This window comes from Clostridium tarantellae (assembly GCF_009295725.1).
GTDB lineage: Bacteria > Bacillota > Clostridia > Clostridiales > Clostridiaceae > Sarcina > Sarcina tarantellae.
This window is the reverse complement of the sequence record NZ_WHJC01000012.1, coordinates 17,199-31,327: the sequence shown is the minus strand read 5'-3', so window position 1 is coordinate 31,327 and position 14,129 is coordinate 17,199. Positions and strand designations below refer to the sequence as shown.

Sequence of the window (14,129 nt, the reverse complement as noted above, 5' to 3'; positions counted from 1 at the left end):
TCCTTGTAAAATTAAGTTTTGGTCGGCAAACCTACTATTATTTTACATCGGAGGTTTTATTTTTTTCTACTCATAGCTATAAGCTTTTTAGAACCACAGGTAAAACCTGTGGTATTCATTAATACAATAAAAAAACTCTTAGATTTCTCTAAGAGTTATTCTCTAAATTATAGCCGTGCACCTCATTTCGACAATAATTTATGAACGTTACCTATGTAGTTAGCTCAAGCCAGACTGATCCACGTCACATGAAAGTAACTGCTTATCGCTGCTTCCTTCCGGACCTGACGAGGTTCACAGGCTTCCATTGCATGGGGCCTGACTCTCAACACCACTTGCATAGGGCAGACTTCACAAATTAAGGCCTAAATGAGGAATTCAATCCTGCTATAGCGGATTGCAGGTTACAGGGCACCGCTGACTCCCCATCTAGCACGACATTGGCGGAGAAAGAGGGATTCGAACCCTCGGTAGAGTTTCCCCTACACACGCGTTCCAGGCGTGCTCCTTAAACCAACTCGGACATCTCTCCATATAATAAATTTTTTTAAAAATTTATTTATTAACTTTTACTAGCTTAGTATAGCATAATAAATATCTTTATTCAAGACATATATTAATTACATTAATAAGCATATTATATTATTTTTTTGCATTATTTTCTTTTATTTTAACCATTAATCAACAAATTTTATACAAAAAAATATATAATAGCAAAGGTATTCATCCCATCACCTTTTTTAAAGGTATGGGAATTGTACCTATTTAAACTAAACCAATTATAGTTTTTTAATAATTATTAAGTATCTTTTAATTTATTGTTATATATGCTTTACTAACATATCCTATTAACCCTTTATGTTTTATTTTGTACCAATGACCAACTTTTCCAATTACTTCAATACTTTCATTTTCCAAAAGATATCCTATTACTTCACCATTAGCACTAGGTGTTTGTCTTATTCTCAAACTTGTAGTCACATTTATAACTTTTCCGGTTAATTGTTCTTCTTTATTTTCCTTATTAGACACATCATTATCCTTTATTATTTGTACATAATCCTTAAATACATATCCCTCTGCACCGCTTATTTCAGTATAATACCAATTGCCTAACTCAGCTTTTATTCTAAAAGTTTCATTAGGCATTAAATATGCTACTACTAAACAATTAGTATTAGGTTCTTTTCTTACTCTTAATCTAGTTGTTGTATTTATAACCTTACCTATACGATCATAATTATCTTTAGATGACTTTTTAGCATCTTTTTCATCTTTATTTATATATATTTCTTTAATATATGCATTATGAATATATCCTTTAATACCTTTATATGTTATATAAGACCAATCTTCACCCTTATCTCTTATATCAAAAATATCTCCAACTTTTAAATACCCTAATATTGAAGAATTAGTACTTGCCTTTTCTCTTATTCTTAAACTAGTCTCTACATTTATAACTTCTCCTTTGCCTATACTAGGCTTTTCTGAAGGTTTAGATATACCTTTTTTCCCTTTATTTTCTAATTCCTTAACATAATCTCTATGTATATACCCAATTTTCCCCTTTGAATCTATATAATCCCAGTCTCCATAATGGCCTTTTATATCAAAAATTTGTCCATTAAGTAAATATCCTATTATAGAAGCTGTAGTACTTGGTTTTTCTCTTATTCTTAAATTAGTTGTAATATTAACAACTTCACCTTTTTTAATACAATTATTTTTTTCTGTATATACTTTATTTTCAATATTTTCATCTAACTCTTTAACATATGCCTCATGAATAAATCCTATTTTTCCATTAACCTTTACTTTATACCATTCACCCGTTTTCTCTTGTATTTCAAACATTTCTCCATTAACTAGGTAACCTATAACTTGTGAACTCGTAGTAGCGTTTTCTCTTATTCTTAAATTAGATGTTATGTTAACAACCTTACCTTTTCTAATCTTAAAACTAGGTTTTGCTGCTAATACTGTATTTTTTTTTACTTTTTCACAATACTTATTTTTAGCATAAATTTTTGCTGTTCCAATATTTAATGTAGTAGCAGTGATCAATAATAATGCTAATTTTTTCTTTCCCATCTATGCTCCCCCAATCAATTGGTATTTTTAACCTTTATATAATTATACAATAAAATTGTCGAATAATTCTATATTTTTTTATAATAAGCTTAAAATTAAAATTAAACTTTTATGTATTAATCTTACAAAACAAACAGGTGTAGTTTAAAAACTACACCTGTTTAGAATTTATATTTCATTATTTTTTATACTATTATAAAATTTTTTTAAAAAGTTATAGAATACATAAAATATTACATAAGTACCTATAAATATTTGAACATCTGCAAACAATTTAAATACTCCAAAATCATTAAAGCCTATTTTTTCAACATAATAATTTACTTTATACATGGCTAATATACTAATAGCTAAGGGAAAAGTAAGTGATGCATAAGTTACTGCAAACCCTTTTTTTAATAACCCTGGCAATTTTATATATACTGTTAATAAATTAAATATACTTGTTAAAGCCAAAAATATTATTATAAAATTATTAGGATTTGAAAAAACTGTTAAATATCCTACCAAGCATAAACTTGCTGGAGCTGCTAATATACCTATTATAGGCTTTTGTATTGCAGGTAAAGGATATCTATATAGTCTATATAATATTATAGGCCACATTATAATATAACAAATGAATCCAAAATAAAAAATAAATTTTGATAAATTAATAAAATCCATTCCTGTACTTGTTACTGTTGCTACAACAATACCAATTGGTGGTACAAACCAACTAGGAACTATATGGGTAAAGGTAAAATCTTTTATTCTAAAATAAAAAAATATAATTAATATAGTTATATGAAATATAATACAACTAATCCATAATGATTTTGCAAAAACAGGAAATGACTTTAATAAACTAGATGCAATTAAAAAACCTGCCATATCAATAGTTGGATAAAAACTTCCTAAAACAGGATTCTTTATCTCTTGCCAAACATATTTAGGATGAATAATCATTCTTATAATTTGTAATATTATAACTATTGATGCTACTATTAAAGCTATTGGTTTTATAAAATGCAAGTCTTTAATTTTCCAACAGTTTGCTAAAGTAACTAATCCTAAGCATGTACCACATATTCCTATTGGATATTTTTCTAATTTTTTTATTAAATTCATATATTAAACACCATCCTTTCATATGTAAAATTAAACTTTATATTTATTCTACTCTTTTTACGTCATTAGTGAAATTTGTTTTACATAAAAAAGCTATAGTTTTATTAATATAAATTTATCATTTACTAATATTTGTATTTAAATTGTGCACATATATTAAAGGAACCCATATTTCTTTATTATTTGTATCTTTAATTAAAATTTTATCAAGTTTTCCTTTTAATCTTACATACTCCCCATTACTTACATTAATATTACTATTTTTTTTGCACAAAACTCCTAAATAACTAGAATCTACAATACAGCAATTCATATCTATATCCGTTAAAATAAATTTATCTTTATAAAATTCATCCTCATATATAATGCCTTCAATATATATTTCTTTCCCTAAAAAATTATCTAATTCATGCATTATAATCTCTAATCCTTCATGAAAATTGTCCTTTTTGAGTATTAATTTTTCACTTTTTAATAATTCATGATTTTCCTTTTTTAAATGATCTTTATTAACATGTTTATCATGATATAATTTAACACCTTTAAAATCAAGAGAAGTTTTTAAAATATTTACTTTAGGCAATATTGCTAAAAAAACTAAAGCTATAATAAATATAATATAACCTAATTTAATTCTTCCCCTAGGTGGAATAGTAAATATTTGATTAAACTGTACTATTGATAATATAAATATTATTAAAATAGCTAATATTATGTATTTTTTCATCTTTATATTTATTAATAAAAAAATTTCACCTGTTAATACTAAATTTAATATTAAAAATAATAAACCACATAATATTAAAAACCATATAAATTCATTTAAATTAAAACGTTTCATTCACTCCTCCTAAAAAATAAGACATGATGAAATAAAACATAATGCACTAACTACAAAAATTAATTTTATAACAAAGCTTTTTTTAAATGCTGAAAATAACATTACCGTATTTTTAATATCTACCATAGGTCCTATAATTAAAAATCCTGTAATAGCTCCTAAAGAAAATTTATTCATAAAAGTAGTTGCTACAAAAGCATCTGCTTCTGAACATAAGGATATAAGAAAAGAAAATAACATTAAAACTACTATACCTAAAACAGATCCTTTTCCAACAGTCATTAACGTTTCCTGTGAAATTACTATTTGAAATATTGATGCTAAAGCAGATCCTATTATAAAGTATTTGCCTATTTCATAAAATTCTATAGATACATGTCTTAAAAGCTGCTTAACCTTTCCATCTGTTATATTAATATCTTCACATCCACAAAGACATAATTCTTTTGAATTAAAATATCCATTTTTCAATATATCATTTTCATTGTTTAACATTAACATTATTAATCCTGATAAAATAGCTATAGTTACTCCTAATCCAACTCTTAACAATACAATTTTTATGTTTCCATTAAAAGCATAATAAGTAGATATTATAACTAAAGGATTAACTATAGGTGCTGCTAACATATATGTTATTGCAACATTTAATGGAACCTTTTTTTGAATAAGCCCTTTAGTAATAGGTACAGTAGCACATTCACATATAGGAAAAATAATCCCCATTAAACTTGCTTGAATAGATCCTAAAATTCTACTCTTTGGTATAATCTTATGAATAATCTTTTCTGAAAAAAAAACTTCCATCAATGCTGAAAGCATTGCACCTATTAATATAAATGGCAATGCTTCTAGCATAATACTTGAAAAAATAACAATAAATTTATTTATTACTCCCCCCATAAACTAGTTCCTCTTTTATAAATTTTTTTTATATTATAATCCTTTTGTCAAATATTTTTATTAGATCAGCTCTTAAATTACATTTAAATATATGTGCCTTTAAATTTAGTTCTTCTAATATCATTTTATTGTTTTCAATCATATCATTACTTACTAAATTACACTTATTAAGTACTATTAAATTACTTAATTTTATATAAGGCAGCATTATTGAAGCTATATTTTTATAAAATATATTAAAAGTTGAGCAATCCACCATAGTTATTATAGTTCCTAATTTAAAGTATTGTTTTAGTTTTTTATTATTTATTATTTCTATTATTTTTGTTATATCTCCAACACCATTACACTCAATAATTATTTTGTTAGGTGAATAAAATTTTATTATTCTTAAAATTCTTTCTTCTGTTAATTCCTCATTAGATTTAAACTCTTTTAATGTTATAATTTTATTATTAATTAACTCTTTTCCTTTTTCACATTGAATTAATACAATGTCTTTTTTATTATTAATATTATCTAAATAAAAATTAATAAAAGAACTTTTACCTGATGATAAAAAACCAGTTACTAAATCTATTGAGCATTTCCTCATATAACTCTCCTTTTAATTTAAGAATAATTTTTTTATGTTTTCTTTATTTAAGTTTTTCCCAATAACACATATTTTCCCTGTATAATCTATATTATAATCTTCTATTTTAAATTCATTAGGAACATAATCGAATTTAATCCAGTTATTGTTATTACTCTTAACTATTCCTTTAACTCTAAGGACTTGTCCATAATTTCTATCTTGCTCAAGTTTATTTAAGGCTTCTTTTATTTTATTAATACTATAAATCTTATTAGTTTCTATTCCCCAATTATCAAATACATCATTAGCTACTACTTTTGATTTTTTATTATTTATTACTTTAAATTCTCTATGCTCTATTAAACTCTCTACTTTATCTTCTGCAACTTCTAATATTTTTTTACTGCTTAACCCATTCCAAGAATTAGTTATAATTTTGCATTTTTTATTTATATCTTTTATTAAACTACATACTCTATCTAAATCTATTTGAGATAATTTTTCGCTTCTACTTAGTATTATGGTTTTAGCACTTAATATTTGATTTTTATAAAATTCTCCAAAATTTTCACTATATAATTCTATATTTTGTGCATCAACCACTGCTATTTTCATATTTATTCTACTTCCCTCAATTTTAGCTGAATTTATTGAATTAATTATTTCAGAAAGTTTAGCTACTCCTGAAGGTTCTATTATTATTCTTTCTGGTCTATATTCATTAACTAACAATTTTAAACTTTCTTTAAAATCTCCTGTTATATTACAACATATACATCCTGAAGTTATTTCTTTCACTTCTAACCCAATATCTTTCAATAAACCACCATCAATTCCAACTTCCCCATATTCATTTTCTATAATTGCTATTTTTTCATGCTTAAGTTCTTCACTTATTAATTTTTTTATTAATGTTGTCTTTCCAGCTCCTAAAAAACCTGAAATTATATCTATCTTCAATGAAAGTTCCCCCTTATTGTTATATACCTTTACTGATTATATTCTTTTTCATATATTTTTATTACCTAGTAAAAAAATTAATCAAAAAACTATTTTTTTAAATTTAATATAACAATAAAATAGTTGGCTCTTCTAAATTTCCTGAATGTTCTAGAAGTTGATTGTATAAAACCATAACTTCTTTCCCATATGTATCACTAGGAGCCCAATTTTCACTTAATTTTATAGCACTAGTTGCTTTACCATGTATAAACGCAAAATGTCTTGGATCTGTAGTTCTTAATTTTGGATAGTTTTCAGCTCCTGCATATAATGCTAAATGATCTAAATGTGCTTTTACTCCATCTTCCCAATTTTTAAATTTTTTATGCGCTTTAGGATCTTTATCACTTCCTCCTTTGCTAGTTTTTAACCCACAAGGATTATGATATGATTCATCTAAGACACCTCCAAAATTTCCAAATGCAGTTTCTTTGGCAGCTTGTACATAAGCTAACGCTGGATTAACATCACCATGTATTTTTGAATGCTCCCAATATAAATTTGATAATTCAATAAATTCATTCGTTGCACCTCTTGACTTAGCCCATAATTTAGCATCTTCTTTATCTATAATTGTTTCAGAAATAATTTTTATATCATCATCAAATTCACCACTTAATTTATGAGGAGTTATTGAAATTTTAATATTAAGTAATACCATAAATATTAATGTTCCTAAAATAAAAATACTTTTTATATAGTCTCTTCTAATCAAAACACCACTCCTTTATTACATTAATTAAACTTATAATTATTTTTATGTTCACTTAACCTAATATATTCTTTTAATTATATTGCTATAAAAAAAAGCGTTTACACTACCTTAGTAGTGAACGCTTTTTTATTTATGTTAATTTATATTATTTTGAAATATCTTCTTTAATATCTTCTTTAATATCTTCTTTAATATCTTCTTTAATATCTTGTTTTTTCACCATATCTTTCAACATTAATGTTCTAACTTTTGATTCTTTAGAAAGATAATTTTCTTTTATATATGCAAAAGCTTCTTCATATTTATCTTTTCCATATTGTTTCATTAACATTACGTGAAGATTTGTACCAAACCAAACTCTACAAAAACTCGGATCTAACATCAAAGGTGATTTTCCATTTCCTGATACTTTAATATTTTCTTTATCTTCCATAAGCTTGTTAAAATGATTAATCAACCCCATCATAAGTCTATCACCTGTTTTTGCATCTTCATCTGCTATTGTTATAAAGTAATATGACCATGCATATAAAAGATTTTCTTCTATAGCTATTCCAGCCACTCTATCACCAATTGTTTCTTTTAAACAACTATACATATAGTATGATAACTTCTTATAATTATCATTAAATTTTGACTCAAAAAAATTAATCTCATAACCAACCATCATCTCTAAATTTTCCATAGTTGTACCCCCATCTCTTTTTGTAATTATAGTATAACATAAATGGGTAAGTAAAGCATTACTTACCCACGCTTAGACTTGAAAAAATTTGTTAAAACTTTCCCACATTTTTCATAATTATACCATTTAACATCTAAAAAATGATTTAAATTAGGATTTTGAATAATATTTATTACAGAACCACAAGCTCCTGTAGTTTCATCAAAAGTTCCTATATGAAGTTTTGATAATCTACTTAATAAAATTGCACCTGAGCACATAGAGCATGGCTCTAAAGTAACATACATTTCACATCCATTTAATCTCCAATTATTTAAAACTTTTACCGCTATTTTTATTGCTATTATTTCTGCATGTGCAGTTGGATCTTTTAATGATTCAACTAAGTTGTGAGCTTTAGCTATTACCTCACCATTTTTTACTATAATAGCTCCTACAGGTACTTCCCCTAAATCTCTAGCTTTTTTTGCTTCATTGTAAGCTAATGTCATAAATTCATTCATAATTAAACCTAAGTATAAATTCTAATTTTCTTTATTCTATTTTTTTCTATTTCTTCCACTACAAACTTAACATTAGAGTCTTCTACTTCTTCATTTAATTCTGGCATTCTACCTAATAATCCAATTACAAAGCCTCCTATAGAATCGAACTCTTCTGATTCCATATTAACGCCTATCATTTCACTTAACTCATTTAGCTTCATGCTTCCATCTACCACATACTCGTCCTCTTTAACAACTTGAATTTCTGACTCATTATCATCATATTCATCTTCTATATCGCCAACTATTTCTTCTATTAAATCTTCTATAGTTACAATTCCTACAGTACCACCATATTCATCTAAAACTACAGCTATATGATTTCTATTTTTTTTCATCTCATTAAATAACTCAGTTATTTTTTTAAATTCAAAAGTATAGTATGGCTCTCTCATATATTTTTCTACGGTAAAATTATCTTTATTTTCACCCATTAAAATTAAGTCTTTAACATTTAAAATTCCAACTATATCATCAATAGTTTCGTTATATACAGGTATCCTAGAAAATTGTTCTTTTTTTATAACATCAAGTACTTCTTTATAAGAATCACCATTACTCACAGCTATAATATCAACTCTTTGTATCATAATGTCTTTAACTTGTAAATCACCAAATTCAAAAACATTAAAAATCATTTCTTTTTCCTCAACTTCTAAAACGCCTTCCTCTTCACTTACTCCAACCATAGTTTTAAGTTCCTCTTCTGTTATAAATGGCTGAGTTTTATCTACATCTCCACCTAGTATTCTAATAAAAACACTAGATATTTTTGTAAATAACCAAACAAATGGTTTAAATAAAATTACTACTAAATTAATAAACTTTGCAACTCTTAAAGATACTTTTTCTGAATTTTGTTTTGCTAAAGATTTTGGTGTTATTTCTCCAAATATTAGTACCAAGACAGTCATAACACCTGTTGCTAGTGCCACTCCACCTTCTCCTGAAATTAATTTTGTTGCTAAAGATGTGGCTAATGCCGATGCTCCAATATTAACTATATTATTACCTATTAATATAGCTCCTAATAATTTATTAGGATCTTCTAATAATGTTTCCACCAACTTAGCACCTTTTACTTTTTCTTCAACCATATGACGAATCCTAATCTTACTTAAAGACATAAGAGCAGTTTCCGCTGCTGAAAAAAAACCTGATAGTAATAGCAATACTGCTAAAAGTATAACGTTAAACGTATAGGGTCCCAAAAAATACCACACTCCTGTTTTTATGTTATTTTATATACATTCATAATTTATTATAATATATTAAATTTAATACCTTAGAATATATTTTTAATTTTTTAATACTAAGCAAAAAACCCCATAATATTATGGAGTTTTATCATGGTATCCCCAGTAGGGATCGAACCTACATTTATCCCTTAGGAGGGGATTGTTCTATCCATTGAACTATGAGGACCTATGATGTTTTTAATATAATTTTATATCTATTAGAAATTTATGTCAACATTTTATTACTTATTTTTAACAATTCCATTTAAACAAATATTTGTTAAAGACTCTATAACATCTTCTAAATTAACATCTTCTAAGTTCAAAAATTCATATACAGCTGCTGATGATAAACTACCAAAAAAAGTATGTGCCATTAATGCTGTATTTCCATCATTTATTAATCCTTCTTCTTTTGCGGATTCTAATATAAATTCAATTCCTTTTATATATCTAACTATTCTTAGTCTTAATTCAAATTGTCTATTTTCTTGTCCCCATAATTGGCTAAATATTAATTTAAAAAAATCTTTATTGTTATAAAGCAATGTTAATTGAACTCTACAAATTTTTTTTAACTTATCAATAGCATTTATTCTTTCTTCTTTAATTTCATTTAATTTTTCTTCCCAAATTTCTAACCCTTTATTTATTGTAAAATTAAATATTTCTTCTTTGCTTTTAAAGTTATAATATAATGTTCCTTTTGCTACATTAGCTACTGCTGCTATTTCATCTACAGTAGAACCATTATAACCACTAGTAGAAAAAACTTTTATGGCAGCTTGAAAAATAGCTTTTTTTGATTTATTCATAATTTTTCACTCCATTTAATTTTAAATTTTCATAAATATTTTCTATTATTAAATATTAACTTAATCATATACTATTTAACTTTTTCAAACAACATTAAATTCGCTCTATTTAAATAACCTATTTTTGTTTATAATATACTATTATTATGGTTTTTAGAAATGAGGTTAATTTATATGATAAAAATATATAATAGAATTAGTAAAAAATACGATACCGAACAAGTTGCTGGTTTAAAGTACATAAATTGGTCATACTCTACTCCTTTAGGAAAAAATTTTACAGAATTATTTGTAAAAAAGAAACTTTTTTCAAAAGCTTATGGTTCTTATTGTGATAAAAGCCTAAGTAAGAAAAAAATAAAACCATTTATTGATGAATTTAATATAGATATGTCTATATGTGAAAAATCTATAAATGATTTTAAAAATTTCAATGATTTTTTTGCTAGAAAATTAATACCTTCAGCACGTCCTATAGATAATTCTCCTAATATTTTAATTTCACCTGGAGATGGTAGATTATCTGCTTTTAATAATATAGACTTAGAAAAAGTAGTTCAAATTAAAGGATTTACATATTCTTTAAAAGAATTATTATCAAATGAAGATATTGCAAAAAAATATGAGAATGGAGTTTGTTTAATTTTAAGACTTTGTCCTATTGATTACCATAGATTTCACTTTGTTGATAGTGGTATTTGTGGAGAAACTCATAAAATTACTGGACAATATTATTCTGTAAACCCTATTGCCCTAAATAATATCCCTGAATTATTTTGTAAAAACAAAAGAGAATGGAGTATTTTAAAATCAGATAACTTTGGAGATATTGCAATTGTAGAAGTAGGAGCTACCTGTGTTGGAACTATTATTCAAACCTATACTCCTGGCAAACATGTAAAAAAAGGAGATGAAAAAGGTTACTTTAAATTTGGTGGCTCTACTACTATTTTATTCTTTGAAAAAGATAAAGTTATAATTGATGATGATATTATAGAGCAAACTAAATTAGGATATGAAACTAGAGTACTTATGGGAGAAACCATAGGTAAAAAATTTTAAATCAATAAAGAACCCTACTTAGGGTTCTTTATTAATTTTATTTATTATATTGCTTAACTTTTCTTCAAAAAAATTCAAATCACCATCAAATATAACTAAATTTATATCCATTTCTTTTGCTCTTTCAACAACAGAAGATTTTAAAGGTTTATATGTTGCAACTAAAATTTTTATTACATTTTCTCCTCCAAGTTGATTTGCATATACATTTAATTCATTTAAAGCTACTTCATCATATTTTTTAGAATCTTTACAAGAAATACAAATAAGTACGGAATCTTTTATAGCAACAACATCCAATTCATTTTTAACTCTTGTTTTTTCATCATTCCAGAGAAATAAGACCCCACTTTTTACATCATCTATTACTTCTATTTTTTCTACTATATTTTTAGTTAAAACCTCTAACCAAGTTCCGCTTTTAAATATAAAGCTTTTTATTAAGTTATTTAAAAAATAAATTTTTATATAATCAGTTTCTTCTTTTATTTTTATTTGATTTTTTTGCACTAAAAATTCTAAAGATTTATTTAATATATCTTTTTCTATATTATCTAAAGTTTGATAATCTATTTTCATAAAATTAGGATTAGATTCATCATGAATAAATATAGTATTATCACTTAATCTTATTTTATATTTTTTCCATAATTCTATATTTTTTGCTATGTTTAATGTAAGTTCTTCAATTATATTTAAATTGCAAAAATCAGTAGAATCCACCACTATAGCTCCACCAATACTTTTTATAACATCTTCAACCCCTAAATCAATAAAATCATTTTTCTCAAAAAATATATTGTTTTTAGTAAAAGTTATTAACATTTCTTTTTCAATATCTAAATATTTGCAATCTATATTATTTCTTAAACAAATTGTATATAGTATTAAATTTTCTACACGTTTTCCACAATTTAAATTAAATAATATTTTTTTATTTTTTAACTTGCTCAAAAACTCATCTATTTCCAATTTTAAATTTTCTTTGCACATCTTTTTGCTTAAAAAATTACAGTTTTTAAATTTATTATTATAATATTCTTTTAATGTACTTATATAATTTAAATCTTCTTTATCAAAATAAATAAATATTACTTCTTTAGGTTTAAATTTTTCAGTTAATAAAATTCCAGATTCATTATGTTCATCTATTAAATTAATTATTACATCATAATCCATTTTTATCATTCCTTAATTTAAACTTTGTTACTATTTTATCCTCTATAGATATTTATATACTAAAAGCATCTATAATTAACTCAAGTAATATTTTAATTAGAAAAAAAAGCCTTAGAATAATTAAATTCTAAGACTTTTGGTGCGGCGGAGAGGATTCGAACCCCCGACCAATCGGTTCGTAGCCGACTACTCTATCCAGCTGAGCTACCACCGCATAAATACCATAGTCATAATATCATAAATTAAAAAATAAATCAAGTTATTAGATTTACATTTTTTCCTAAAAATAGATTTTAAATTTAATTAATTTAATAAAATTATTTTATTGAATTTATGAATTCCTTTTTATAAATTTATAATTAATAGACTATGTATTATAAATAATGTAATATATATTTGATTTATAATCTTATATTATTTTACAATATTTTTATACTAAACTTATTTTGGGGTGGTTTTATATGAGTAATTATATTATTTTTACAGACTCAGCATGTGATTTACCAAATGAAATTATAGAAAAATTAGATATAAAATATTTAAGTTTGATTTGTAACTTCAAAGGAAAAGAATACTTTGAAGATGGAGGTATTTCTCTTCCTTATAAAAATTTCTATAACGCTTTAAGAAATAATGAAGACTTGCCTACTACTAGTCAAATTAATTTCTTTAGATTTAAAACAGCATTTGAACCTTATGTAAAAAATAATCAATCTATAATTTATATTGCTTTTTCATCGTCACTAAGTGGAACATATAACAGCGCTAATCTTGCTAAAAATGATTTATTAGCTGAATATCCTAATGCAGATATAACTATAATAGATAGTAAATCTGCTTCTTGTGGGCAAGGTCTTTTAGTTTATAAAGCAGCATTAATGAAAAATGAAGGTTCTTGTAAGGAAGATATTATAAAATGGGTAGAAAAAGCTAAACTTAATGTATGCCATTTTATTGCTGTAGACAATTTAGAACATCTTAAAAGAGGAGGAAGAATCTCTTCAACTAGTGCAACTATAGGATCAATTCTTGGTATAAAACCATTAATAAATGTAAATAATAATGGTGAACTTAAGAATTTTGGTAAGGTTAAAGGAAGAAAAAAAGCTATTAAAACATTATCAGATTATGTTAATAAGCATATTACTAATATCAAAGATCAAACAATTTTCATATCTCATGGCGATTGCTATGAAGATGCGAAATACCTAGCCAACATGATTAAAGAAAATAATAACATTAAAAATATTATTATAAATTATCTTGGTTTAGTAATTGGTGCTCATACTGGTCCTGATATGTTAGCAGTATTCTTTCTTGGTGATAACCGCGAACCTTAAAATGTTCTTATAGTAAAATAAGA

The 14,129-nt window shown here is 25.0% G+C and carries 14 protein-coding genes, 3 tRNA genes and 1 other RNA gene; 2 read left to right on the top strand and 16 right to left on the bottom strand.

The features are described 5' to 3' along the window. Positions 1 to 173: 173 nt before the first annotated feature. The 14 genes from ffs to GBZ86_RS02185 form a co-directional block, all read right to left on the bottom strand. Positions 174 to 438: signal recognition particle sRNA large type (gene ffs, locus GBZ86_RS02250), an RNA gene on the bottom strand. Between the two features lie 3 nt (positions 439 to 441). Beyond that, positions 442 to 532, bottom strand: a tRNA-Ser gene (locus GBZ86_RS02245). 278 nt (positions 533 to 810) lie between these two features. Next, on the bottom strand, positions 811 to 2,094 hold the full coding sequence (locus GBZ86_RS02240; protein WP_152887337.1) for an SH3 domain-containing protein: 1,284 nt from the start codon (positions 2,092 to 2,094) through the stop codon (positions 811 to 813). Positions 2,095 to 2,262: 168 nt separating this feature from the next. After that, complete coding sequence (locus GBZ86_RS02235) at positions 2,263 to 3,204, bottom strand: TDT family transporter (protein ID WP_152887335.1); 942 nt, start codon at positions 3,202 to 3,204, stop codon at positions 2,263 to 2,265. A gap of 118 nt (positions 3,205 to 3,322) precedes the next feature. Next, on the bottom strand, positions 3,323 to 4,045 hold the full coding sequence (locus tag GBZ86_RS02230; RefSeq protein ID WP_152887333.1) for a TIGR03943 family putative permease subunit: 723 nt from the start codon (positions 4,043 to 4,045) through the stop codon (positions 3,323 to 3,325). A gap of 9 nt (positions 4,046 to 4,054) precedes the next feature. Further along, positions 4,055 to 4,948 (bottom strand): permease, encoded by an 894-nt coding sequence (locus tag GBZ86_RS02225; RefSeq protein WP_152887331.1) that lies wholly within the window; start codon positions 4,946 to 4,948, stop codon positions 4,055 to 4,057. Positions 4,949 to 4,976: 28 nt separating this feature from the next. Continuing rightward, the gene (locus GBZ86_RS02220) at positions 4,977 to 5,543 is read right to left on the bottom strand and encodes a GTP-binding protein (protein WP_152887329.1); all 567 of its coding nucleotides are present in this window, start codon (positions 5,541 to 5,543) and stop codon (positions 4,977 to 4,979) included. A gap of 12 nt (positions 5,544 to 5,555) precedes the next feature. After that, the gene (locus tag GBZ86_RS02215) at positions 5,556 to 6,485 is read right to left on the bottom strand and encodes a CobW family GTP-binding protein (protein WP_152887327.1); all 930 of its coding nucleotides are present in this window, start codon (positions 6,483 to 6,485) and stop codon (positions 5,556 to 5,558) included. Between the two features lie 103 nt (positions 6,486 to 6,588). Then, the gene (locus tag GBZ86_RS02210) at positions 6,589 to 7,242 is read right to left on the bottom strand and encodes a glucosaminidase domain-containing protein (protein WP_234885106.1); all 654 of its coding nucleotides are present in this window, start codon (positions 7,240 to 7,242) and stop codon (positions 6,589 to 6,591) included. 145 nt (positions 7,243 to 7,387) lie between these two features. Then, on the bottom strand, positions 7,388 to 7,927 hold the full coding sequence (locus GBZ86_RS02205; RefSeq protein ID WP_234885105.1) for a hypothetical protein: 540 nt from the start codon (positions 7,925 to 7,927) through the stop codon (positions 7,388 to 7,390). A gap of 62 nt (positions 7,928 to 7,989) precedes the next feature. After that, entirely contained in the window at positions 7,990 to 8,430 is a 441-nt protein-coding gene (locus tag GBZ86_RS02200; protein ID WP_152887324.1) for a nucleoside deaminase, read from the bottom strand. A gap of 8 nt (positions 8,431 to 8,438) precedes the next feature. Next, entirely contained in the window at positions 8,439 to 9,683 is a 1,245-nt protein-coding gene (locus GBZ86_RS02195; RefSeq protein WP_152887316.1) for an HlyC/CorC family transporter, read from the bottom strand. A 139-nt stretch (positions 9,684 to 9,822) separates the two neighbouring features. Continuing rightward, positions 9,823 to 9,897: transfer RNA gene (locus GBZ86_RS02190), tRNA-Arg, on the bottom strand. Positions 9,898 to 9,952: 55 nt separating this feature from the next. Beyond that, positions 9,953 to 10,525 carry a TetR/AcrR family transcriptional regulator gene (locus tag GBZ86_RS02185; protein WP_152887314.1) on the bottom strand — a complete coding sequence of 191 codons (573 nt, stop codon included), beginning with the start codon at positions 10,523 to 10,525 and terminating at the stop codon, positions 9,953 to 9,955. A 174-nt stretch (positions 10,526 to 10,699) separates the two neighbouring features. Between GBZ86_RS02185 and GBZ86_RS02180 the strand changes: the two genes are divergently transcribed. After that, positions 10,700 to 11,587, top strand: a complete 888-nt coding sequence (locus GBZ86_RS02180) for a phosphatidylserine decarboxylase (protein WP_152887312.1) — start codon at positions 10,700 to 10,702, stop codon at positions 11,585 to 11,587. A gap of 18 nt (positions 11,588 to 11,605) precedes the next feature. On the opposite strand, the gene GBZ86_RS02175 is transcribed toward GBZ86_RS02180, so the two are convergent. Beyond that, complete coding sequence (locus GBZ86_RS02175; RefSeq protein WP_152887310.1) at positions 11,606 to 12,766, bottom strand: Card1-like endonuclease domain-containing protein; 1,161 nt, start codon at positions 12,764 to 12,766, stop codon at positions 11,606 to 11,608. 137 nt (positions 12,767 to 12,903) lie between these two features. After that, positions 12,904 to 12,980, bottom strand: a tRNA-Arg gene (locus GBZ86_RS02170). Positions 12,981 to 13,227: 247 nt separating this feature from the next. Here GBZ86_RS02170 and GBZ86_RS02165 point away from each other — a divergent pair. Beyond that, on the top strand, positions 13,228 to 14,106 hold the full coding sequence (locus GBZ86_RS02165; protein ID WP_152887308.1) for a DegV family protein: 879 nt from the start codon (positions 13,228 to 13,230) through the stop codon (positions 14,104 to 14,106). Positions 14,107 to 14,129: the final 23 nt, after the last annotated feature.